Origin of the sequence: Bacillus crepusculi (assembly GCF_014764715.1) — a bacterium.
Lineage (GTDB): Bacteria > Bacillota > Bacilli > Bacillales > Bacillaceae > Bacillus.
In genome coordinates this window covers 247904-271124 of sequence record NZ_JACXXE010000004.1, presented here as the reverse complement: position 1 = coordinate 271124, position 23221 = coordinate 247904, and the positions used below count along the sequence as shown (strand labels likewise).

The window sequence follows — 23221 nt, the reverse complement described above, 5'->3', positions numbered from 1 at the left end:
CTGATCAGATGACCAGAGCTTTTTTGATTTACCCGATTTGATTCTTTTTCAAGGAAACCGGTTCGTCGTCCCAGCATTCAATCTGTTCATTGTTAGGAACGGCGTTTTTATAGAAAACAGGATCTTTGCCTTCTTTTTTCTGTCGCATGTAATCCTTCAGTGCTGCAAAGGCGACTTTAGACAGCATGGTAATGGCAATGAGGTTGACGATGACCATGAGACCCATGAATAAGTCAGCTAGACCCCAAACGAGAGGAACAGTGGCAACGGCTCCGAATAAAACCATGCCAATGACAGCAACACGATAGATGTTGAGCCAAATTTTATTCGCTCCCAAGAACTCAATGTTCGTTTCACCATAGTAATAGTTACCGATTAACGTACTAAAAGCGAATAAGAAAATCATGATCGCCAGGAATCCAGAAGCCCAAGGCCCAATGTGCTGGCTTAATGAAGCCTGAGTTAGCTCAATTCCTTCCAGATTGGTTGTTTTATACGCATCAGAGAACAGAACAAGAAAGGCTGTACTTGTACAAATAATTAACGTATCTGTTAACACACCAAATGCTTGGATTAACCCTTGTTTTACAGGGTGGCTCGTGACAGCAGTTGCTGCTGCGTTAGGGGCACTACCCATACCGGCTTCGTTTGAGAAGAGACCGCGTTTAATCCCTTGTAACAATGCTCCACCTAATGTACCGCCGGCAAACTGTTCAAATCCGAAAGCGTGCTTCACAATCGTACTGATGACACCTGGTAGTTCAGTGATATTTGTGATAATGACAAAGAAAGCAATCCCGATGTAAGCAACGGCAAGAAAAACGACAACATATTCAGATGCTTTTGCAATCGCTTTGATCCCTTTGAAAATAATGGCCGCAAAAATAACAGCCATAACGATTCCGACAGTTAAACGATCTAGACCAAAAGAGTTTTTAAAAGCGACGGTGATTGTATTTGATTGCACTGCGTTAAAGACAATCCCAAAAGAGATCGTGATCAGGATGGCAAATAAAATCCCCATCCAGCGCTTGTTTAACCCTTTTTCCATGTAATAAGCAGGTCCACCGCGGAATCCTGTTTTATCTTTTACTTTATACACCTGAGCCAGTGTACTTTCAACAAAGCTTGAAGCAGAACCGATAATCGCTACGATCCACATCCAGAAGATTGCGCCAGGTCCACCGATCGCAATCGCGATGGCAATCCCTGTGATATTCCCTGTTCCTACACGTGCTGCCATACTGATGGCAAAAGCTTGGAACGGTGAGATCCCCTCTTTTTCTTTTCTTCCTTCTTTTAGAACACGCAGCATTTCTTTGAGCATTCTGACTTGCAGGAAGCGTGATCTATATGTGAAGTAGACGCCTACTCCAAGTAACAGAGCAATGATAAGATAAGTCCAAATAAAATCATTTGTAGTTGTTAAATAAGATAGCAAAGCTTTTTCGTTCATAACATCACCTCTTCGAATTCATCACTGTTCTTTTAAAAAATACTGAGATCCCACTCTTTGGCGAGCTTTTTCAGCATCATGACACCGGTAATGCTATTTCCACAATCATCAATGGCAGGACCGTAAATGCCGATTCCGCAGCCTGTCTGAAACGGAAATTCTCTTCTTGCGCTTGGCGGAACGCAAGCCATAATTCCTCCAGACACACCACTTTTGGCTGGTACGCCTACGAAAGCAGCAAAATTACCAGACGCATTATACATGCCGCATGTCAGCATCAATGCTTTTGTTAGTCTTGCGATATCCTTTGGGATGACTTGGACTTGTTTAAAGGGATGATAGCCATCACTTGATATAATCAGTCCAATCAAGGCGATGTCCTCTGTTGTGACCTCGATGGAACATTGCTTTAAATACACTTCTAACGTGTCCTCGACATCTGATTCTAAGTAATTGGTTTCTTTCAAATAATAAGCAAGTGCCCGGTTTCGATGGGCAGTTGCCCATTCTGATTGATAAACCTCTTCATTCACAGAAGGACGCTTACCTATTAAGTTTTCGATTAAATCGAAAATATATGCTAGCTTTTCTGTAGAAGTCTTTCCAGGAAGGATGGAGGATACGGTAATAGCTCCAGCATTAATCATTGGGTTAAAGGGTTTCCCTGGCTTATGCATCTCAAGGCGGTAGATGGAATTAAATGCATCACCAGTTGGCTCTACATCTACCCGGTCCAAGACGTAAGGTACGCCTCTTCCTAAACAGGCAGCTATAAAGCTGATGACTTTTGAGATACTTTGCAGGGTAAAGGGAACGTCCCAATCACCATAACGTACAGATGATCCATCTGGGCCTATCACGCTGATACCAAGTTGAGAGGAATTCACTTTTCCGAGTGCTGGAATGTAGCCAGCATTCTGACCGTTTTTGTAATACGGACGTATTTCTTCTGCCCATTGATCAACAGAAGACTGGCATGGGTGTTGTGTATTATTAGAAATTGCTGTTTTCATACGATTCCTCCAATCAAAAATCAAAAAGTACCCTATTGAATTGGCGGATGACAAAGAATGCGATCAAATAGGCACGAAAACATGTTACACATCTTCAAAGAACTTGTCATGCGCTGCTTGTACCACTCCTTTACACCTAAATATATGTTCAAATGAAGGCTTTGGCGGCGAAAAAACAAAAAGGGTTTTTAGTGAAAATTCAGAAAACGCTTACATATAGTTTCACTAAAATTGTTCATTCAATTTATCTTGGAAACTACACAATCTGACGAAAATCTACAGAAAAACTTACAAATAAAAAATCAGCCTGCCGGTAATTGTCTAAACAATTCCCATGATTGTAGGGCAATATCCAAAATGAAGAATAGCTGAAAGGTCACCTTGAAGCCTCTGAGAATAGTCATAAAAAAAGATTTTGATGATAAAAGAAGTCATGGAAATTATTTTTTTGCACATTGTGAAGAAAAGAGTCTCCTTGTATACTGTGGCTATGCAAACAGGGGAAGGGATGTCAGTCATTTGAGTTTAAACCAGCTTGTCAAAAAAGACGCATTCATTTTAATTTTTATGGTGGTCATTGTGCCCCTTGCAGGAGAGCTGAAGTTTTATCCTGTAAACGAGACATTTCGTATCAGTTTTGGGGCACCTGCGTTTTTCTTTTGTTTATTACTCTTAAGAAAATCTAGACTGCTGCTGCCGGGGTTTTTAACAGGCGCAGCCATTGTGCTTTTTCGAGTAGGCTTAGATCTGATTCAGCAAAATGCTAATCTGGCTGCATCATTTTATCAGCAATTCCCAAGCTTCTTTTTCTATTTCACTTATGCTTTTCTGTTTTTTGCCGTCCGCATAGGACGTTTCAAACAGCGCTCTATATTCATTGGATTCATAGGCCTCATGATCGAATTAGTTGCTGATTTTGTCGAGCTGTTTGTACAATTTTTAGTGTTTGATACAACGATGACCATATCAAAGCTAAGTGATATGTTCCTCATTGCGTTTGCTCACAGCTTTGTGGTGATCAGTTTTTTTAATATGATGAGGCTGTATGAGGCACAATCAAGAGAGAAACAGATCATGAAACAAAATGAGCATATGATGATGATCATTTCAAATTTATATGAGGAAACGGTTCATTTAAAGAAAACGTTAAAGCATACAGAGCATATTACGCAAGAATCCTACCGGCTTTACCGTCTGCTGCATGAACAAGAAGCAGGGAAGAAAGTGAGTCAAGAGCTGTTGAAGCTCGCAGGCGAAATCCATGAGGTAAAAAAGGACAATCAGCGTATTTATGCTGGGCTTTCAAAGCTGATTTCTAAGGAAAACATGCAAGACTATATGAAAGCCGAAGAGCTTGTTCACATTGTGATCCGCATTCAAGAGAAATACGCTCTATCTCTAGGGAAAAACATCTCCTTTACATCTGATATAAGAGGCATTCATATGCATGATTATCATGTGTTCATTTTCTTATCGCTGATTAATAATCTAGTGGCAAATGCAGTTGAAGCAATAGAAGATAACGGAACGATCTCGCTCGTACTGGAAGGCAGACATGATAAAATAGAGATTCGAATAGATGATGATGGTCCTGGTATTCCTGAAAAATTGAGAGAGGTTGTCTTTGATCCAGGCTACACCTCGAAATTTGACGCCTTTGGTACACCGTCTACTGGGATTGGCTTATCCTATGTGAGAGAGCTGGTTCAAGAGCTTGGCGGTCAAATCCAAATCGAACAAAAAGAAACAAAAGGTACAGCATTTCAGCTTGTCCTTCCGATAAAAAATTTAATACAGAGAGGGTGAGTGTATGCGATTTTTCATTGCAGATGATGATCGTGCAATACGCTCGATTTTAGGTCAAATCATTGAGGATGAGGATTTGGGAGAGGTTGTGGATGAAGCGGGTGACGGAGTTGGGTTAGAGGCACATTCATTAAACCTAAAAAAAGTAGACATCCTTTTGATTGATCTTTTAATGCCTGCGAGAGATGGCATTCAAACCATTCGCCATATTCACCCTGAATTCAAAGGTAAGGTCATCATGATTTCTCAAGTAGAGGCGAAAGAGATGATGGCAGAAGCCTATGAACTGGGGATTGAATATTATATTCATAAACCAGTCAATCGAATTGAGATCGTCAGTGTGATTCGAAAAGTCATGGAGCGGATCAAGCTGGAAAAATCGATTTACGATATTCAAGCCTCCCTTCGCCATGTGCTGCCGTTGGAGCCTGTGATTTCTCATGATACGACTGCTGGGGCGAAGCGAAGAACGATAAAAGAGGCAGGAGAATTTCTCCTATCTGAATTAGGAATTGTCGGAGAGAGCGGCTCTAAGGATTTACTAGAGATACTGATCTACTTACATGAAACACAGACCGCCAATTCTCATGAGGTCAATTTCCCGCCGCTAAAGCAGCTGTTTATCAAAACGGCGGAGAAAAAGCTGGGTCATGGTGCGACCGATGTGGAAGTGATGCGGGAAGTGAAAGCGGCAGAGCAGCGAATTAGACGAGCCATTCATCATTCCTTGAATCATTTCGCTTCATTAGGATTAACAGATTTCTCAAATCCTAAGTTTGAGCACTATGCGTCAAAGTTTTTCGATTTTACCGATGTCAGCCAAAGAATGAAGGAAATGCAGAAGTCATCTTCATCTGCAGGATCAACGGGTAGAGTCAATACGAAGAAGTTCGTTCAAATTTTTTATTTCGAAGCGAAGCAGCTATTCGAAGGAATGAGCTAACAAAAAATCTGTTGGAATGATTGGAGAAAATAAACAGAGAATGGGAGCACTTTTCTATGATCTGTCGTGCTATTCAGGTGCCTGGTTCATTTATCTGACCATTCTGATTTTTCTTTTTTCTTGAAAATAAAACTCTCGTGTGTAATCGTTTGTTAAAATAGTGAGGTTAGACTAGAATGTCGGAGGTTTTATTTTGGGAAAAATTAAACGAAATGCGCTCTGCCCTTGCGGAAGCGGAAAAAAATATAAACATTGCTGTGGCCGAAAGTCAGGCGGAGAACAAACGTCTGAGCTTGTGTTTAAGGAAGCTGTACAAGTTCAAAAGGATTTAATGAATTATGCTTTCTCTAAGCATCAGAGAGCGATCAATCAGTTTATTAATGAGTTTTCATTTCTTGCGGACATGGATAAAGAAACGCAACAAATCTCAGTCTTTCATTTGAGTGTATGGGGCATTTTCTTCCGCCCGTTAACTGATCAGAAAGAAACCATTTTCCAGGAATTCCTGACAAAGAAAGCAGAGGATATTACCCGTCCGAAAACAAAACAAGTGGTTCAATCATGGACAGACATGGAACCATCTTTGCTTTTATTAAATGAAAAAACGGACAAGTCTCTTTATTTTGAGGATATGGTGACAGCGGAGAAGGTTGAAGTGGATGTAAAACCAGATCAAACAGTGCTGCCAGAGAAGGGCAGTCTCGTGCTTGGTTTCCCTGTTCAGTTTGAAGAAAAAGCAGAGTTTTTCATTCAATATACGATGTTTGCGAAAGAGTTTACAGATACCCTTCTTCTTCAGGTTCGCCAGCTTGTTGAAGCGCATGAAGCAAATGGAGGGGCGCGCAGCACATTTATGAGAGAATCATTCCCTGACGTGCTGAAGTGCATGTTTGCGAAGCAGGAAGTAGAAGAAACTGAAGCACCTGCTCAAGCGGAAGGGGATGCAGGTCTATCAGCAGATCGTATGGACTGGGCAAGTGACGTTCAACTGGAAACAGCCAAGCTCATTGAAGATGGAATGAAGGAGCACGGTGACCAAAGCCTGACTGATGGCGCTTTAACGGTTTGGAAAGCCTACTGTGATCAGAAATCACCTGTGATCCGTAAAGCAGCTTCATTTGCTGCGGGAATCGAATATTATATTCATTCACTTGCAAGCGATGCCCCGCTTTCTCAAGCGCAAATCGCGAAAAAGTACGGCATTAGTGCGTCTACTGTATCGAGCCGTTTTAAAGATATTGAAAAAGCGGTCAAAGAAGAGCAAGAGGCGACTGTATAACACAAAGAAGACGCGGCACCTTCAGGGGCCAGCGTCTTTTTTTAGATTATCTTGTTTTAATAAAACCGCTCATGTACTGCTCTGTATTGTAATCGTTAAGGTCGATTTTCCACTGACCATCCCCATTACGTTTCATTTTCACTTCATATTCAGCTGGGCTGGAGACTGGAGGAAGCTTCTCGAATTCAGATGCATACATGTTCAAGCTTTTCTTATACAATTCCTCTTTAGAGCGGATTTTTCCGTTGTAAAACACGTCTCTTTGCTTATCAAGTTTGTCTTTTAAGTTAGAAGCATCAATGCCTGTTACTTGTGCGACAACCTTCGCCTCGTCATCTGAGATGGTTTTCACACTGGTTTCAACTTTTGCTTTATCCTTCATGGTGTTTTGAATGCGTTTGTACATGGACAGAATATCACGGTCACTGACTTCGTTTCCATATATCCCTGCGCTTCTCTTGAAGTCTTTCACAAACATTTCATGATATTTATTGACGACATCTGATTGGTTGTCACCCGTTAATTCTGAGAATTGGTCATTCTTTTTGTCAAAGACAATAATATCGGTATAAGCTGATAGCGCTTTTGCTGGGTTATCCAGTTTTTTCGCTGTATCGAGTATCTTGCTGCCATCAAGTTCAATTTCGATAGAGTCACTATTTTTCTTGATGCTGTCTTGGTAGATAAACTGATATTTTTTGCCTTTATCCACTAGGAAATAAAGAGCACCTGACAGTGACTTTCCTTTGTTCAATGAGCCAAGATCAAGGCGGTCTTTACTGCCGTAAAATTTCAAATCAGATACTTTGGCATCGTCCTGATAAAGGGAGAAGTCAGAGTTATATAATGAAAGGGCTTTGTCACCTTTATTTGTAATCGTCAGGTTGACCTTTAACACCATTTCATTGTCCCGCAATGTAGTTGTTGAGTCTGCTGGTAACGTATATTCGTAGCTATTGACTTTTACCTCTGCTGTTTTCGTTGATTTTTGATCAGCATCGGTTGATTTTGCTGAGCTCTGGCAGGCTGCAGAGATGATCATCACGAATGAAATCATGAGGAGTGCACTTATTTTTTTAAGATTCACAGTTGATGCTCCTTTGCTTTTCTTTCGTCATTTCAATCCCGCTATCTGACTAAGAAAAAAGAAACAGATAGAAAGGTATATTCGGGCGTTAAAGGGGAAAATCTCCTAATGACGATTTGCACTATTCATTCTATCGGAATTCATTCGTGATGAGGAATAGGTTTTAGTCCCTATCTTTGATAATTTTTAACACAATTACCTATAAAAAAAGGAATTAAATAAGCATAATATACTAGTTAATAAGAATTGATTTATAGATTTATCATGGGTTTTAAATGTTTTTTTGTATAAAAATCTTGAAATGAAGGTAGTTTCTATTTCACAAGACGGTGTTTACCTCTCCACAGCCCGATTGCAAAACCAGTAATCACAAGCAGGCTCATAGCTGTCAGTTGAATATGCTGAGTGAACGAAAAAGAGAAAGCGCCTAATAAAATGAGCGGTCCTATGATAAGCCTGACGGGGCGGATTTCTTTTTCCTTGCCTGTTCTCAGCAGCAGAATGATCATGATGATGACAATTTGAATGGTCATGAGAAGATCTCCCTTTCGTTTTAGTCTATCTTCATCATACGCACCTTCTATTTTCACGGCGTCCACCTGCAGGTTGATTTTCAGAGAGCAGGATACTTGAATGTTGGAAATGATTCATGGGAAAATAAGGATGATTAAGAGAATAAGGGAGATGAGCTTTTGAAAAAGGTAACGCTTGGACGAACTGATTTACAGGTGAATCCGATAGGGCTTGGTACGAATGCGGTAGGTGGACATAACTTATTCCCGAATCTAAGTGAAGATGCTGGACGGGAGCTTGTGGAGACGGCTCTTGATCAAGGTGTCAATTTCTTAGATTCTGCTTTTATTTATGGGCTGGGTCGTTCAGAGGAATTGATCGGTGAGATCATTGCCAAAAGAGGCGGCAGAGAAAAGCTTGTCCTTGCGACAAAAGGGGCTCATAAAGAAGTAAACGGGCAAATTGAACTTGATAACAGCCGTGATTTTTTAAGAGGCCAGGTCGAAAATAGCCTGAAACGGCTGCAAACAGATTATATTGATTTGTACTACATGCATTTCCCGGACGGGCGCACGCCGCTGGAAGAAGTGGCAGGCACATTAAAGGAATTGAAGGATGAAGGGAAAATCAGGGCGATTGGTGCATCAAATCTCGATTTTGAACAGCTACAAGCCTTTAACCGAGATGGTTACTTAGACGTACTTCAGTCGGAGTATTCTCTGCTCAAACGTCAGGCGGAGCAGGATCTCCTCCCATACTGCGTCGAGCATGGCATTTCCTTTATTCCTTATTTTCCGTTGGCATCAGGCTTGTTGACTGGGAAATTTACAAAGGATGCGACATTTGATGACATTCGAGCGAAGGACCCGCTTTTCCAAGGCGATGCATTCCTTCAAAACCTCGAAAAGGTAGACAAGCTCAAGGTCATTGCACAATCGAAGAATGCAGAAACGGCACATGTCGCACTGGCTTGGCTCTTAGCGCAGGATGGCATTGATGCCATTATTCCTGGTGCAAAACGAGCAGAGCAAGTCTTGCAAAACCTCAAAACAAATGATGTTCAATTAACAGAAGAGGAAATCAAGCAAATCGACCAAATCTTCTCTTAACATAAAAAATAAGGTGCACTGCTGCACCTTATTTTTTTATGTCACCCGTGAGAGGGATTTTGATGATGAGCCGCAGATTTGGAGAGCGGTAAGTGAAATCAAGCGTACCGTCTGCCTTTTCGACCAGCTGATGAATGATATACGTCCCCATTCCTTGATGATCGCCACCTTTTGTCGAGCGGCCAAAGGTTTTGAACAAATGATCTAATACGTGTTTTTCCATTCCTTTTGTACTGTTTTCACAGTGGATCAAAAATAGCCCGCTCCGTATGGAGGTCGTGATCGTGATGCTACCCTCTTTCCCGGCTTGCTTCGCTTCAATTGCTGCATCTAGTGCATTGTCAAGCAGGTTGCCAGTAAAACTAACCTGATCAGCCTTAGAAAAAGGAAGGGAAGAAAATGGTGCTTGAAGATCTAGGGAAAGTGCAATCTTCTCTTTTTCAGACCGCTGGAAAAAGGGATGAAGGGTTGAGGCGATATAAGCATTTTCCCCTTTAATCCAAGGGAAATGTTTGACGTATTGCTGAATGAAATCTTTGATCTCATGCTCGTCGTTCGATGTGGAAAAGGCATTTAAATGTCTGGCTGTTTCATGGTGTTTACTGCGCAGCTCAAGTAGCAATTCATTGGTTCTCGATTCTGCGTTTGTCAGTTCTTGAAGCCGTCCGTTTAACCGGCGTTCTGTCTGCATCATCTTCAATGAAAGGAGATCTGCTGTGATCATGATCATAAAAGTCAAAAGGTGGCCCAGCCCATTTTCTTGTGTCAGAAAAAGCGAAAGCCCTGCGCAGGTGATCAGCACAAAAGCGGCTAAGATCACGTATCCACTGGTATGTGGCCAAAATCTTTTGCAAATAAAAAATGTATAAAGACCAATGACACAAAGGGTGAGAAGCCACAATACCAATGACGTTAACGGAAGAAAAGCCTCAGCCGTAGCTTGAAACGCAAGACCTAGCCATATGAGAGCATATATGCGGAATCCAAGATAGAAAGCGTTCACGTTCGTTCTCCTTAAAAATAGTATTTCTTAAAGTACTCTAATTGCTGTTTGGTCATCATGGCTTTTTTATCAGTGCCTTCAAAAGCCACGATAAACGAATTTTTGGCATACGCCGAAAAGTTTTTAATGTAGTGAATATTGATAATAAACGATCGGTGCGAGCGTATAAAATCCTTTTCAGCTAAATCTCCCTTTAACTCGTTTAACGTCTGGTATGTTTGGATATCTCCCGTTGTTGTCACAATGGTCGTTGATCGGCCGGTTCGTTCAACAAAAATGACATCCTTCTTCTGCAAGACATGGATATCTGACTGCTGCTTGATGAGAAGCCGTCCATGAATGCTTTTCTCCTGCTTGGTTGACATGTAGCGCTCTAAGGATTTGGCAATTCGATCGGCATGATAGGGCTTCATAATATAATCATGAACATTCAAATCAAACGCATGGACCGCATATCCGCTGTTTCCTGTCACAAACACAACATCGACATTCAGTGCGTGAGAATGGATGAGGTCCGCTAATTCATAACCGGACATTCCGGGCATTTCAATGTCTGCGAACAACAGATCAATGTCTCCCTGTTTGACCTTCTCATAGGCATCCTCTGCTGACTGTGTGACAAAGACAATGTCAACAGTCTCCATTCTGCTTACAATGGCGTGCAGCTTTTCTAAATCTACTCGGTAATCATCAACGAGACCCACTTTTATCATAAAAATCACCTATGACTCTTCTTATTATTTGTCTATTTTACCATTTGTTTTTTTAAAATAGATCATTTCAAGACAGAAAAAGGACGTTTCGCGACATTTTTATGTCAGGCAAGCATTATTTTTTCTATCATAGACTTAGAAAGTCGAAAGGGGCGAATCTAATGATTACTCTCAGCGATTGCAGCTGCTGGTTTAAAGATAAGAAAAAAGTCGTGAAAGCGATGAAACACATGACGTTCTCCGTGAAGGAAGGGGAAGTTGTTGGCATCTTGGGGGAAAATGGTGCAGGAAAAACCACATTATTGCGTGCGGTTGCGACGTTATTGGAGCCTACGCATGGAACAGTCACTGTCGCAGGCTTTGATACGGTGAAAGAATCAACAGAAGTGAAAAAGCGAATTGGTGTCTTGTTTGGTGGAGAGACGGGGCTATACGACCGTTTGACGGCACGAGAAAACCTTGAATACTTTGGCAAATTATATGGCCTAGATCAGCATGAAATCAAAGCAAGAATAGAGGATTTGGCAAAGCGTTTTGGGATGAGACAATATATGGATCGCAAGGTGAAAGGATTTTCAAGGGGGATGAAACAAAAGGTGGCGATTGCCAGAACCTTAATTCATGATCCTGATATTATCTTATTTGATGAGCCAACGACAGGCCTAGACATCACCTCAAGTAATATTTTCAGAGATTTTATTCATCAGCTCAAACAGCAAAATAAAACCATCCTATTTTCAAGTCACATCATGGAAGAAGTCAGCCAGCTCTGTGACAGCGTCATGATGATTCATCAAGGAGAGCTTGTTTACAAAGGGACACTTCCAGAATTATATGCACAGGAACAAAGTGAAGACCTGAACTATATCTTTATGTCGAAGCTCGCTAGGGGGATTTCATAATGTGGAAAACCGTATTTTTTAAAGAAATGACAGATGCACTAAGAGACCGAAAAACGCTCCTTTTAACAGTGCTGATTCCCCTTTTGACGATGCTTGGGCTTGTGTTCTTTTATGAAAGCATGATTGCAGACCCAGGGGATGAAACCTATACGGTCGCAGTGAATGAACAGCTTCCAACTGAAATGAATCAAATGATCAAAGAGGTTAAAAACCTCACACTTGAAACATTTGAAGACCCGCAGCAAGCTGTCAAAGATGGAAAGGCGAATGCTTACCTGGAAATGCCGAAAGAGGCAGACGATATGCTTCAGCATCAAAAGTCATTTGCGATCAAAATCTATGGATATACAACGGACGATGATTCGGTCATAACGGTTCAAATGCTGCAATCATTGCTAGAGCAGTATCAAAATCAAGTGGTGGAAAAACGTTTAGCAAACGATCAAATCAACACGTCCGTTATTCATCCGTTTGAGGTGCAGTCTGTTGATGTAGAGGAAGGCGAAGAAGGGGAAAACGGAATGACCGCTATGCTTTTGTCGATTCTTCTTCCTATGATCTTGGTGACCTCCGTCATCTCTGGTGCTTTACCAGCTGCGCTTGATATTGTTGCGGGTGAAAAGGACCGAAAGTCGATTGAAGCCTTATTCCTGACACCGGCCAGCAGACTCCAGCTTTTAATTGGGAAATGGCTCGCTGTCTCCATGTTTGGTATTTTAAGTGGAATTGTGGCCATCGGCATGCTGCTTCTATCCACATTACTCTTTACAGAAAAGCTGAAACAAGCACTGAATTTTGGTGATCAAATGTGGAGCATTATCGGCGTCATGTTTGCGGCATTAATTATCTTCTCCTTCATGGTATCGATGATCGAACTGCTGATCAGCGTGGTTTCAGGTTCAGTCAAAGAAGCACAGTCTTACATGTCCATGATTATTACACTAGGTGTGCTTCCGATGTTCTTTACCATGAGAGCAGGTGCTACGCAGCTAGATACGTATTACTTTGCGATCCCATTCCTCAATATTCACGCGCTGTGTAAGCAATTGATGTTTGGTATCCTCGATCCAATGTCTATCGCCCTGACACTCGGCTCCTCGGCCCTCGCAGTCGTCATCTTGTTTGTCGTCGTGAGAAGCTTGTTTATGAAAGAGAAATGGATGCTGGCAAAATAAATAAACGCCCTCTTTTAAAAGAGGGCGTTTATTAAATTGTTTATGGAGAAAAGATATTAAATTTGTAAACCAAACTGAAAGTAAGTAAATATCATACAATCTTTTCTACTAAAAATGGTTTAAAAACTCAGTTATCGGACCTTTCTTTTTTATCGAATATTTTGGAAATAAACCAATAAATAATAAAGGTAATAGGCAAAGCAAGAAAATAAAAAATATTTTTAGGTACATACATATTATAGAAATAATAAAATATTGTAATTACACATGCAAAGACAATGTATTTCATTATATTTTTCATATAATAATAGACTCCTCTTAATATATATCAACCCAACCATTATTAGGTCGTTTATCTCGTTTATCTAACTGTTTAGCAATTTGAGTACCAATGTCTAAATAATTTAAAGCGAAAGCTACAGAAACGCCAACTGCTGTTGCTAGGTGTTTTGCACCCCATGCTTTTAGTTTACTTGTAACTGTTCGGGTAAATATTTTCTGAGCTTCTTTCTTTCCTTTACTGATAATAAATGATTGAATAGCTCCTACTCCCCCTCCCACTGCTATTCCAATAGCAGTGTTTATTATAGCACCTGTTACCCTTACAGATAAACCAATCTTCCAAGCTGCCTGAGTCTCTTTAATTCCAATCATATCACTAAAAGTATTTTTTATTGTAGCAAATTGATTATCACTAAAGTCATTTTGATTATTATCTAAAGATTCCATTTCTTTTTCTAATTCAGATTGTACACCAGTCAAATCTTGATATGTTTCAGAATTTTCATCAAAGAAATCTACTATTGCTTCTTTAAATAATTCTTTTTCGTCAACACCGGATAATTCTGTTTGTTGGTCTACTATTTGATAAAATAATTTTTTTTCTTTATTTGTCATTTCATTTATAGAAGGTAGATTCATAACTTCTTCTTCGAGATCAAAACTTTTGGATAGAACGCTATCATCTAATTTTACAGTAGTGTCTATCCCTTCTACAGTCTCAGAAGCTAAGACCCCTTCTAAAACAGGATCTTTAACTTGATTAGGTTCTGCGAAACTAGTCAAAGGTGATAAAGCGCTAAGAGTAAAAACGAATACAGTTAAAATTGTGGCTCTCTTCAACATAAAGTTAATTTTCATATTTTTGATATCACTCCTTTAATTGGTAATTAATTTTAACATATTGATAAAATAAAAGAGTTTAAATTTACCATTAAAGAATAATTTAAATTTAAATGTAATTAATTTTAATAATATTTTTGGGTGATGTGAAATACATATATAGTGTTTTTATAAAAACTCGTCCGAGAACAAAAGCTGGTTACTTGAAAAAGAGTGAATATGTGTATGATGCACATTTTGATTGTTACATTTGCCCAAACGGGCAAATTCTCTCTTATCGCACAACGACGAGAGAGGGATATAAGCAATATGCGTCTGATTCAGTGATATGTCGTTCTTGCCAATTACTTGAAAATTGTACACACAGTCAAAATCACACTAAACAGATTCATCGTCATATTTGGCAGGACTACTTAGATGAAGCTGACCATCTCAGACACACCCAAATGAATAAGAACATCTATGCAAAACGTAAAGAAACGATTGAACGTGTTTTTGCGGATGCAAAAGAAAAGCATGGTATGCGTTGGACGAAACTTCGTGGACTAAAAAAAGTTTCAATGCAGGCGATGCTTACTTTCGCTGCCATGAATCTCAAAAAGCTAGCAAACTGGACATGGAAAGGACCATGTCCAGCGTAAACAACTGATAGATGTTATCAAAATAAGTGAAAACCCCACTTTTACTTAAAGTAAAGGTGAGGTTTGTCTACGGTCTGAAACCCCGGGAACCGGGGGTTTTTCTTTAGTTCTTAATGAATTTCTCAACTAATGAGCTTGTTTTGTAATCGTTCAAATCAAGTTTCCATTGGTCGATATCATTTTTCTTCATGTTGACTTCTACTGTTTCTTCAGAAGATGATGGTCCTAATTTTTTAAACTCTTCTGGATAAATCGAGAGTAAATATTTTTGTGCATCATCATAAGAAGCTGTACGGTTTTTGCTGTAGAACTCAGTTGCTTTCTCTTTTAAACGATCAACAAGCGGGCTTGCGTCAATTGGTGTGAGAGTCACAGTCACGACTGCTTTATCACCGCTGATTGATTTTGTTTTTGTTGAAACTTTTGATTTTTCAGCTAATGTTTCTTTCACAGCTTTTAGAAGCTTATCAAGGTTTTCGTCCTTCGCTGAGCTAGAAGAAATACCCGAGGAAGAGATGTAGCCTTGTTTGAATGATTTATCAAATTCGTTCACAACGGTTGATTTGTTGTCACCCGTTAGTTTTTCGAAATCGTCATTTTTCTTACCAAAAATCATGACATCAATATAAGAAGAAAGAGCCTTTGCAGATGCTTGAAGTGTATCTGCCTTTTTCATTAAGTCTTTTCCTTTAATATCGAATTCTAGTGTTTTGTCATCTTTTTTCGAACCAGTACCTGGCTCTGTGTAAACCAGTTGATAGTCTTTGTCTTTATCAACAACGTAGAAAAGACCGCCCTTTGATACTTTTCCTGCATTTAGAGAGCTTACAGATAATACCTCATTGTAGTCATCAGGAGAGATTGTAGACACCTGTGCGTCATCTTGGTAAAGCGTGAAGTTGCTTTTATCAACATTTAGAGGCTCTTTGCTGATGTTTTTTACAGATACGTTCACTTTTAATACATACTGATCGTCCTGTACAGATGTATCGTATTGAGGGGGTAATGTGTACTCAGCACTTTCTACCTTTACCTCTGCTGCATCAAGGGATTTTTTTGTATCGCTTTCTTTCGCAGCTGTTTTGTCTTTTCCACCACTACAAGCAGCAGCGACAACAGTTACACACAAAATCAGAAGAAACAGGGATAATTTCTTTTTAAACATGGCATGTTTTCCTCCTCGGGTTTATGGTGAATTTCATTGGAAAGCTTTAGCTCATATCATTCTTTTTGCACAAAAAGAAAAATACTGTATGTTTTTTACTGTAGAATGAAGCGAAAGTACTGTCAATACCTCAGTGCGTTACTAAGGTTGATTCGCTTCAAGTAGTAAAAATGACACTAAGTTGTGAGGAGAAATGTGTATTTTATTGTTTGATATCTCCTGTAAAAACTCAACATTTTATATTTTAAGGTTTTGAGTCTGATTATTGAATAGGTTTAAATGACTGTTTTTGAAGAAGATGTAGCAATTAGAAGGATTTTTATGTCTTGTAAATGAGTATATGGTAATGAATAATTTTTCCTGTAATGTGTATGATCACTTGGTTTGTGTGTTGTTGACAGAAAGACATATGTCCAGCGGAATCTTGAGGTGTTTAGACAGGCTGTCGACACTGAACGTACTTTTTCATGTCAAAATGGCAGTCATCTACACAGAAACGCCACATAAAATAAAAGAGAAATGAGAAGGAGGTGGATGTATGGCAGTGGTAAGAGCGACAAGCTCTGATATTGATTTAATGGCCAGACTGCTAAGAGCGGAAGCAGAAGGTGAAGGGAAGCAAGGGATGCTACTCGTAGGAAATGTCGGCATCAATCGGTTGCGTGCCAACTGCTCTGACTTTAAAGGGCTGCGTACGATTCCACAAATGATTTATCAGGAGCATGCATTTGAAGCTGTCACGCATGGTTACTTTTATCAGCGGGCACGAGAAACTGAGAAAGCACTTGCGCGGAGGAATATCAATGGAGAACGGTTTTGGCCTGCGAAATTCAGCCTTTGGTATTTTAAACCACCTGGAGATTGTCCACCCACTTGGTACAATCAGCCGTTTGTGGCAAGGTATAAGTCGCATTGCTTTTATCAGCCAACAGCGGAAACGTGTGAAAATGTTTATAACACCTTTTAGCTGGATGAACAGCACAATCCTTTTCAACAAGAGGGTTGTGTTTTTCTTTTTTTCAAAATGGGTAACCATTGTGTATCAACAAGATGAAGCACGTGATTGGAGGAAATGAAGATGTATCAAGATTTAAAAGGGAAAACAGCCATTGTCACAGGCTCTTCAAAGGGAATCGGACAAGCCATCGCCTTGCGATTTGGACAAGAGCAAATGAATGTGGTGGTGAACTATAAGGGCGATGAAGAGGGTGCTGAAGAAACGGTACAAGCCATTCAGCAACGCGGAGGTCAAGCGGTGAAAGTGCATGCTGATGTTTCTAAAGAGGAAGGAATTCAAGCCATCATGGATACAGCACTGGAGCAATTCGGTACAGTAGATGTGTTCGTCAACAATTCAGGCTTTAACGGCGAAGAAGCGATGCCGCATGAGATGACGCTGGAGCAATGGCAAAAAGTCATGGATGTGAATATCACAGGCGCATTTTTAGGAGCAAAGGCTGCGATCGCTTATATGATGGAGCATGGCATTAAAGGAACGATTTTAAATATATCCAGTGTACATCAGGAGATCCCGCGCCCGTTCAATGTTCATTATTCCACTACAAAAGGCGGAATGAATATGATGACGAAGACGCTGGCTCTTGATTATGCCGAAGCGGGTATTCGGGTCAATGCGATTGCACCAGGTACAATGGCAACCGAATCGAATGATGATTTGCAGGATGAACAGAAAAAACAAAAGCAGTTAGAGAAGATTCCGATGAGAACCTTTGGTGATCCGAAGGAGATAGGGGCCGCCGCTGCATTCCTCGTATCTAAGGAAGCTGCGTATATCACAGGCACAACATTATTTGTGGATGGAGGAATGACGCTTTATCCTTCTCAAATGAATGATTAATGGAAAAACATCCGTCCGATTAGCCGGCGGATGTTTTTTGTTCGTAGCGGTGTGTTGCTTTGGCTGGTTTACCGAGCAGCATCGGATACTTGCTTAGGAAGGAGATGCATGGCACCATGAGCAGCAATGTCCCAATCGTGTAAAAGAGGGTCCAAGAGAGCTGCGCTGTATCGGCTATATTGATGCCAAGTCCATAATAAACAAATGCTTTCATGATATCGATGCCGGCAAACTGCAAGACAAGAATGACAATGGAATTTCGTCCGAGATACGTCAAAATAGGGGACGCTTTTAATTTGAAGCTTAAATAAATGACAGCAGCTGAACCGAGCAGTGCACATGCATAGAAAATGAATAGATCTCCATAGTCGTTCACGCGCATATCGATCCGCGAATTAAAGCTCTGCATGTAAGCTGTCAGCACAAGTAAACCTGTACATAGCAGAAGAGTTGGATCTGTTTTTAATTCCACAAACCATTGCTTTGCCAAAAAACCAATCGAATAAAACACAACAGCCGTCAAGGCCACATTGGCATTCCAAGGAAGACTTTGATCTAAAAGCAAGGTAGAGGCATATCCAGCACCTCCGCAAAGAACAGTCAGTAAGATCAAGGCGGCGGGCTTTCCTTTTGTCAGGCGGTGCATAAAGAAAAATAGGATTTCTACTAAAAAGAGCGTTGTTAAAAACCAGATGGCTGGGTTATGCGTCAGCCTAGCTTCATCTGCATTGGATATAAAAATCCCTGTAAAAGGAACGAAGGGGTCTATATCCGTTTGCCCCTTGAAGGCGAAAAAACGGGTAACGGAGAACCAGAAAACATACGTAATGATAGAGAAATAGAGATAGGGCAAGAGTAAGCTTTTGGCTTTCTTCTGCATAAATGACATAGCGGGGCGTGAGGATGATCGAAACATCATGCCTGATAGTAAAAAGAAAAGCGGCATATGAAAAGAGTAAATGAATTGCTTGAGCGAATCTGGAATGGGCACATGCGCCATGACCACGAGCAGAATGCCAATTCCTTTAGCTGCATCTACCCAATCGAGTCTCTGTTTCATGGCCTATCATCTCCTTCCTTCTCAGCATCGTGAACCGTTCATTCAATATGTACCTCTACTATATTAGAGGTACACCCTTCATGCGTTTACAGTTCGCTAACGATTCGAAGACACATTTGCGTTCAGATGACAGATAGAAGAATTTTGACATCTCCATGTTACATTTCCCATTTTTTATGACAATGTAAAAAAGAAGCCAAGAGGATTGGCTTCAAAATAGTTCTGCTATTCGTTTGTAGGAGCGCTGTTTTTCTATCGGATCAAATGAATTGTTCAAAATCATGATGTCATCCGTTTGATAGCGGTCCATCAAGGTCTGTAATTGCTCTTTCACTGTTTCCTTCGAGCCGACAACCATTCGCTGGCGGTTTTGTAACACTTTTTTCTTTTCCTGCGCGGTGTAGTGATAGGCACTTGCTTCTTCTACAGAAGGAACGCGGCTATCTAGCCCCTTTTCAACACGAAGCAGCCATAAATCTGTACTGCTGGCGATCCGGTCAGCCTCCTCATCTGTTTCACCGCAGATCACAAAGACAGCAAACATAGAGTGTGGCTGTCGGGAAAAAACAGACGGAGAAAACTGCGACTGATACGTCTCAAAAGCTTGTTTGCCGCGTGCAGGGTGAATAAAGTGGCCGAAAATATAGTTGATGCCAAGCGCCGCTGCCTGCTTGGCACTATTTTCTCCTAATCCAAGCAGCCAAACCGGCGGATGTGAATCGACAAGCGGAGCCGCTTTTACCCCTGCATGCGGATGACCGGAAGGCAGACTATCTGATAAGTAAAAAAGAAGATCCTTCAGCTGGCGGTCAAACTGAGACAGGTCTTTATTCACACCGTCCGTCAAAGCGAGTCTCGTCCTTTCGATGCCGCCTGGAGATTTGCCAACACCGATCTCAATCCGTCCAGGATAAAGCGCTTCAAGCTGCCGCGTGATCTCTGCTACTTTAAAAGGACTGTACTGCGGAAGTAAAATACCACCAGACCCGGTACGCAAGGTCGATGTGTGAGCTGCAATATGAGCCATTAATATTTCAGGGGCTGTACTCGCAAGCCCTCTTGTGCTGTGGTGTTCAGCGAACCAATAGCGCTCATACCCAAGTGATTCAGCAAGCTGAGCTAGCTGCGTTGTGTGAATCAATGTCTCCTGCGCTGTCTGCCCTTTAGGAATGGCGACTTGATCTAATATATGAAGTGATGGCATCATCAACATCCTTTCATCAACACGTTGAATGTTCTCTATGCACAAGTATAAAGAAATCCATGGATGGAAGGAAACGAAAGGGTTTATCCTCTAAACGATTGCATGGATATTTTCTATATCAACATATGAAACCTTTACAGCACTCTGTTCATCAGTAAATGCTTGTTCACCGGGAGCATTCGACAATGTTTCACATGAAACACTCCGTTTACGACAGGAACCATTTTAAATGTGGATGTTTCTTTAAAAAAATATCATGTTGTTGAAACCTATAATGAGCATAGATCGTATATACTAGTAAATAGAAAAAAGAGTAAGTGGCTCCAAGGTCATTTCATGAATTTTGTCGAATTTTCATGTATGATGATTTTAATAGGGTCCATCGCTTAATAAATAGATTTTTATTATGCTGGAGGAGTGATTGATTTGGCGATTACATTAGAAAAAGGTCAACGTATTGATTTAACAAAAGGGAAGGCAGGATTAACGAATATTCTTGTTGGACTTGGCTGGGACCCTGTATCACAAGGCGGCGGTTTTTTAGGAAAGCTGTTTGGCGGCGGAGGCGGCGCTGATATTGATTGTGACGCTTCCGTACTGATGCTGAAAAACGATAAGTTTACTGAAAATAAAGATTTAATTTATTTTGGCAACTTGAAAAGCAAATGCGGCAGTGTCGAGCATACAGGTGACAACCTGACAGGTGAAGGAGACGGAGATGATGAACAAGTTCTCGTCAACTTAAGCAAGGTGCCAGGCAATGTGAATAAATTGGTGTTTGTCGTAAATATCTATGATGCCCTTAGAAGGAACCAACACTTTGGTATGATTCAAAATGCTTACATCCGAATTGTTGATCGTTCAAACAATCAAGAGTTAGTGAAATATAATTTAAAAGATGAATATGCAGGTAAAACATCATTAATCGTCGGAGAGCTTTATCGCCACGAGAATGATTGGAAGTTTGCGGCTGTTGGAAATGGTACAAATGATGCGAAGCTAGCCGATATTACGAGAAACTACATTTAATCAGAAGGGAGAGGTTCCTAGTGGGAATTTCTTTAGCGAAAGGTCAAAAAATTGATTTAACAAAAACAAATCCAGGTTTAACAAAAGTGGTCGTTGGCCTTGGTTGGGATGTTAATAAGTATGATGGCGGACAAGACTTTGATCTAGACGCAAGTGTATTCCTTTTAGATGCAGCAGGTAAAGCGAGCTCTCCATCTGACTTTGTCTTTTACAATCAAACAACTGGCGGAGGCGGCAGTGTCGTACATACAGGCGATAACCGCACTGGTGAAGGAGACGGAGATGACGAGCAGGTCAATGTCGACCTTTCAGCTGTGCCAGCGAGTGTTGAGAAAATTTCATTTGTCATTACGATTCATGATGCAGAAGCACGCAGCCAAAATTTCGGACAAGTGTCTAACGCATATGTACGTATTTTAAATGCGGCATCGAATGAAGAGCTCATTCGTTATGATTTGGCAGAGGACTTCTCAATCGAAACGGCAATTATTGTAGGTGAATTATACCGTCATGGCGGGGAATGGAAATTCTCAGCTGTCGGATCGGGTTATCAAGGCGGACTTGCACGCATTGCAACGGACTTCGGCTTAGATATCGGGTAACGACTAGTTTTCATATTTTCAAAGACAGGAGAGAAACGATATGGCGATTCAGCTTTCAAAAGGACAACGTGTCGATTTAACGAAAACCAACCCAGGGCTGACAAAAGTGATGATCGGACTTGGCTGGGATACGAATAAATATTCAGGTGGAGCCGAATTTGATTTGGACGCTTCGGCTTTCTTAGTGGATGCAAACAATCGCTGTCAGCAAGAGACAGATTTTGTGTTCTATAATAATCTTCAGCATCCGAGCGGCAGTGTCACTCATACAGGTGATAACCGAACGGGTGAAGGAGATGGAGATGACGAGCAAATTCTCGTTGATTTCTCAAAAATTCCTGCTAACATTGATCGTATCGGAATTACAGTGACGATTCATGATGCAGAGGCGCGCAGCCAGAATTTTGGACAAGTCTCGAATGCATTTGTTCGTGTTGTAAATGAAGAGAGCGGGGAAGAATTGATTCGCTTTGATTTAGGGGAAGACTTCTCAATTGAAACAGCTGTTGTGGTGTGTGAATTGTATCGCCACGGAAGCGATTGGAAGTTTAACGCGATCGGAAGCGGATTCTCTGGCGGACTTGCAGCTCTTTGTCAAAATTATGGGTTAGAAGTGTAAATAAGAGAAACAAAAACATTCGAGAGGCGCTGCCAATGACTCATATGAGGGCCTTTTCCAAAGTGAGAAAGAAACAGCGATCAAGAATAGCAGCAGGCGAAAGCCTGCTGATGCTTCTACACTTATAGGAGGAAAAACAGTTGGACATTTTGAAACATATGTTGGACACGTATGCTTCGTTTTTTGATTGGCATATGTGGGCAGAGGTATTAACAAACCCTGTCTCTTGGGGGCTCATTGGGACCCTTGTTGTGCTTGAAGGATTGTTATCAGCAGATAACGCACTTGTATTAGCTGTCATGGTGAAACATTTACCAGAAAAGCAGCGTAAAAAGGCATTAACCTACGGATTAATTGGCGCTTATTTCTTCCGTTTTCTATTCATTGGCGTAGGGATGCTGCTGATTAAGTTCTGGTGGATTAAGGTTCTCGGAGCTGCATATTTAGCATGGCTTGTCATTAAGCACTTCTGGTTAGGTGACGGCGATGACGAAGCGAAGGAATTGAAAAAAGAAGGCTGGATGATTCGTGTATTTGGCGTCTTCTGGGCAACCGTTATTTCTGTAGAAATTATGGACCTTGCCTTCTCGGTTGACAGTATTCTTGCGGCATTCGCTGTATCTGAGGAAGTATGGATTCTTCTATTAGGCGGAATGCTTGGTATTCTTATGATGCGAACAGTGGCACAGTTATTCCTTGTTCTTATTGACCGTATACCAGAGCTTGAGAATACAGCATTTATTCTCATTGGGATTATCGCAGTCAAAATGGGCTTGAGTGCAGCTCATATTGAAATCCCGCATCTCGCATTCTTTGCGATTATCATCCTAGCATTTATCGGAACGTTTATTGTTCATAAAATCAATAAGAAGAAACATCAAGATGTAACAAATGAAGCTGCGGCTTCAAAAGAAGAATAGGA

General features: G+C 40.8%; 22 protein-coding genes and 1 pseudogene. 13 read left to right on the top strand and 10 right to left on the bottom strand.

Features of this window, described 5'->3' with window-relative positions; genetic code table 11:
* Positions 1-28: 28 nt before the first annotated feature.
* Both IEE86_RS10230 and IEE86_RS10225 read right to left on the bottom strand, forming a co-directional pair.
* Complete coding sequence (locus tag IEE86_RS10230) at positions 29-1456, bottom strand: alanine/glycine:cation symporter family protein (protein WP_191097124.1); 1428 nt, start codon at positions 1454-1456, stop codon at positions 29-31.
* 32 nt (positions 1457-1488) lie between these two features.
* Positions 1489-2469 (bottom strand): glutaminase, encoded by a 981-nt coding sequence (locus IEE86_RS10225; RefSeq protein WP_191097123.1) that lies wholly within the window; start codon positions 2467-2469, stop codon positions 1489-1491.
* Between the two features lie 519 nt (positions 2470-2988).
* On the opposite strand from IEE86_RS10225, the gene IEE86_RS10220 reads away from it, so the two are divergent.
* The 3 genes from IEE86_RS10220 (at position 2989) to IEE86_RS10210 (ending at position 6497) form a co-directional block, all read left to right on the top strand.
* Positions 2989-4275 carry an ATP-binding protein gene (locus IEE86_RS10220; RefSeq protein ID WP_318010279.1) on the top strand — a complete coding sequence of 429 codons (1287 nt, stop codon included), beginning with the start codon at positions 2989-2991 and terminating at the stop codon, positions 4273-4275.
* Positions 4276-4279: 4 nt separating this feature from the next.
* Complete coding sequence (locus IEE86_RS10215; RefSeq protein ID WP_191097122.1) at positions 4280-5218, top strand: response regulator; 939 nt, start codon at positions 4280-4282, stop codon at positions 5216-5218.
* Positions 5219-5411: 193 nt separating this feature from the next.
* Positions 5412-6497 carry an SEC-C metal-binding domain-containing protein gene (locus IEE86_RS10210; RefSeq protein WP_191097121.1) on the top strand — a complete coding sequence of 362 codons (1086 nt, stop codon included), beginning with the start codon at positions 5412-5414 and terminating at the stop codon, positions 6495-6497.
* Positions 6498-6543: 46 nt separating this feature from the next.
* On the opposite strand, the gene IEE86_RS10205 is transcribed toward IEE86_RS10210, so the two are convergent.
* Positions 6544-7584, bottom strand: a complete 1041-nt coding sequence (locus tag IEE86_RS10205) for a DUF4352 domain-containing protein (RefSeq protein WP_191097120.1) — start codon at positions 7582-7584, stop codon at positions 6544-6546.
* Positions 7585-7898: 314 nt separating this feature from the next.
* Positions 7899-8174: a hypothetical protein gene (locus IEE86_RS10200; RefSeq protein ID WP_191097119.1), complete on the bottom strand. Its 276-nt coding sequence runs from the start codon at positions 8172-8174 to the stop codon at positions 7899-7901.
* Positions 8175-8276: 102 nt separating this feature from the next.
* Here IEE86_RS10200 and IEE86_RS10195 point away from each other — a divergent pair, with 102 nt between their 5' ends.
* Positions 8277-9206 (top strand): aldo/keto reductase, encoded by a 930-nt coding sequence (locus tag IEE86_RS10195; protein ID WP_191097118.1) that lies wholly within the window; start codon positions 8277-8279, stop codon positions 9204-9206.
* A 28-nt stretch (positions 9207-9234) separates the two neighbouring features.
* Here the strand turns inward: IEE86_RS10195 and IEE86_RS10190 are convergent, their stop codons facing one another.
* Positions 9235-10209, bottom strand: a complete 975-nt coding sequence (locus IEE86_RS10190) for a sensor histidine kinase (protein ID WP_191097117.1) — start codon at positions 10207-10209, stop codon at positions 9235-9237.
* Between the two features lie 11 nt (positions 10210-10220).
* Complete coding sequence (locus IEE86_RS10185; protein ID WP_191097116.1) at positions 10221-10922, bottom strand: LytR/AlgR family response regulator transcription factor; 702 nt, start codon at positions 10920-10922, stop codon at positions 10221-10223.
* A 161-nt stretch (positions 10923-11083) separates the two neighbouring features.
* Between IEE86_RS10185 and IEE86_RS10180 the strand changes: the two genes are divergently transcribed.
* Entirely contained in the window at positions 11084-11824 is a 741-nt protein-coding gene (locus IEE86_RS10180; RefSeq protein WP_041088909.1) for an ATP-binding cassette domain-containing protein, read from the top strand.
* On the top strand, positions 11824-12999 hold the full coding sequence (locus tag IEE86_RS10175; protein WP_191097115.1) for an ABC transporter permease: 1176 nt from the start codon (positions 11824-11826) through the stop codon (positions 12997-12999). Before IEE86_RS10180 ends, IEE86_RS10175 begins: the two co-directional genes overlap by 1 nt.
* 318 nt (positions 13000-13317) lie before the next feature.
* On the opposite strand, the gene IEE86_RS10170 is transcribed toward IEE86_RS10175, so the two are convergent.
* Positions 13318-14139 (bottom strand): hypothetical protein, encoded by an 822-nt coding sequence (locus IEE86_RS10170; RefSeq protein ID WP_191097114.1) that lies wholly within the window; start codon positions 14137-14139, stop codon positions 13318-13320.
* A gap of 158 nt (positions 14140-14297) precedes the next feature.
* Here IEE86_RS10170 and IEE86_RS10165 point away from each other — a divergent pair.
* A pseudogene (locus tag IEE86_RS10165) lies at positions 14298-14762 on the top strand (transposase); the annotation flags it as partial.
* Positions 14763-14865: 103 nt separating this feature from the next.
* On the opposite strand, the gene IEE86_RS10160 reads toward IEE86_RS10165, so the two are convergent.
* The gene (locus IEE86_RS10160) at positions 14866-15927 is read right to left on the bottom strand and encodes a DUF5105 domain-containing protein (protein ID WP_191097113.1); all 1062 of its coding nucleotides are present in this window, start codon (positions 15925-15927) and stop codon (positions 14866-14868) included.
* A gap of 538 nt (positions 15928-16465) precedes the next feature.
* Here IEE86_RS10160 and IEE86_RS10155 point away from each other — a divergent pair.
* Positions 16466-16894 carry a cell wall hydrolase gene (locus IEE86_RS10155; protein WP_191097112.1) on the top strand — a complete coding sequence of 143 codons (429 nt, stop codon included), beginning with the start codon at positions 16466-16468 and terminating at the stop codon, positions 16892-16894.
* A gap of 111 nt (positions 16895-17005) precedes the next feature.
* Positions 17006-17785, top strand: coding sequence for a glucose 1-dehydrogenase (locus IEE86_RS10150; protein WP_191097111.1), 780 nt, complete (start codon positions 17006-17008; stop codon positions 17783-17785).
* Positions 17786-17804: 19 nt separating this feature from the next.
* Here IEE86_RS10150 and IEE86_RS10145 read toward each other — a convergent pair whose 3' ends face one another.
* Entirely contained in the window at positions 17805-18845 is a 1041-nt protein-coding gene (locus tag IEE86_RS10145) for an acyltransferase family protein (protein ID WP_191097110.1), read from the bottom strand.
* A gap of 211 nt (positions 18846-19056) precedes the next feature.
* The gene (locus IEE86_RS10140) at positions 19057-20049 is read right to left on the bottom strand and encodes an LLM class flavin-dependent oxidoreductase (protein WP_191097109.1); all 993 of its coding nucleotides are present in this window, start codon (positions 20047-20049) and stop codon (positions 19057-19059) included.
* A gap of 426 nt (positions 20050-20475) precedes the next feature.
* On the opposite strand from IEE86_RS10140, the gene IEE86_RS10135 reads away from it, so the two are divergent.
* The 4 genes from IEE86_RS10135 (at position 20476) to IEE86_RS10120 (ending at position 23219) form a co-directional block, all read left to right on the top strand.
* Positions 20476-21078 carry a TerD family protein gene (locus IEE86_RS10135; RefSeq protein WP_058015234.1) on the top strand — a complete coding sequence of 201 codons (603 nt, stop codon included), beginning with the start codon at positions 20476-20478 and terminating at the stop codon, positions 21076-21078.
* 20 nt (positions 21079-21098) lie between these two features.
* Positions 21099-21680 carry a TerD family protein gene (locus IEE86_RS10130; protein ID WP_099726145.1) on the top strand — a complete coding sequence of 194 codons (582 nt, stop codon included), beginning with the start codon at positions 21099-21101 and terminating at the stop codon, positions 21678-21680.
* A 40-nt stretch (positions 21681-21720) separates the two neighbouring features.
* Positions 21721-22299, top strand: a complete 579-nt coding sequence (locus tag IEE86_RS10125; protein WP_191097108.1) for a TerD family protein — start codon at positions 21721-21723, stop codon at positions 22297-22299.
* Positions 22300-22439: 140 nt separating this feature from the next.
* Positions 22440-23219 (top strand): TerC family protein, encoded by a 780-nt coding sequence (locus IEE86_RS10120; protein ID WP_191097107.1) that lies wholly within the window; start codon positions 22440-22442, stop codon positions 23217-23219.
* The last annotated feature ends 2 nt before the right edge of the window (positions 23220-23221 follow it).

What these genes read in the sequence shown, in the direction of transcription:
- IEE86_RS10140 (WP_191097109.1), bottom strand. Translation starts at nt 20,049, where the DNA reads ATGCCATCACTTCATATATTAGATCAAGTCGCCATTCCTAAAGGGCAG.
- IEE86_RS10145 (WP_191097110.1), bottom strand. Translation starts at nt 18,845, where the DNA reads ATGAAACAGAGACTCGATTGGGTAGATGCAGCTAAAGGAATTGGCATT.
- IEE86_RS10215 (WP_191097122.1), top strand. Translation starts at nt 4,280, where the DNA reads ATGCGATTTTTCATTGCAGATGATGATCGTGCAATACGCTCGATTTTA.
- IEE86_RS10175 (WP_191097115.1), top strand. Translation starts at nt 11,824, where the DNA reads ATGTGGAAAACCGTATTTTTTAAAGAAATGACAGATGCACTAAGAGAC.
- IEE86_RS10230 (WP_191097124.1), bottom strand. Translation starts at nt 1,456, where the DNA reads ATGAACGAAAAAGCTTTGCTATCTTATTTAACAACTACAAATGATTTT.
- IEE86_RS10185 (WP_191097116.1), bottom strand. Translation starts at nt 10,922, where the DNA reads ATGATAAAAGTGGGTCTCGTTGATGATTACCGAGTAGATTTAGAAAAG.
- IEE86_RS10150 (WP_191097111.1), top strand. Translation starts at nt 17,006, where the DNA reads ATGTATCAAGATTTAAAAGGGAAAACAGCCATTGTCACAGGCTCTTCA.
- IEE86_RS10225 (WP_191097123.1), bottom strand. Translation starts at nt 2,469, where the DNA reads ATGAAAACAGCAATTTCTAATAATACACAACACCCATGCCAGTCTTCT.
- IEE86_RS10155 (WP_191097112.1), top strand. Translation starts at nt 16,466, where the DNA reads ATGGCAGTGGTAAGAGCGACAAGCTCTGATATTGATTTAATGGCCAGA.
- IEE86_RS10125 (WP_191097108.1), top strand. Translation starts at nt 21,721, where the DNA reads ATGGCGATTCAGCTTTCAAAAGGACAACGTGTCGATTTAACGAAAACC.
- IEE86_RS10180 (WP_041088909.1), top strand. Translation starts at nt 11,084, where the DNA reads ATGATTACTCTCAGCGATTGCAGCTGCTGGTTTAAAGATAAGAAAAAA.
- IEE86_RS10160 (WP_191097113.1), bottom strand. Translation starts at nt 15,927, where the DNA reads ATGTTTAAAAAGAAATTATCCCTGTTTCTTCTGATTTTGTGTGTAACT.
- IEE86_RS10170 (WP_191097114.1), bottom strand. Translation starts at nt 14,139, where the DNA reads ATGAAAATTAACTTTATGTTGAAGAGAGCCACAATTTTAACTGTATTC.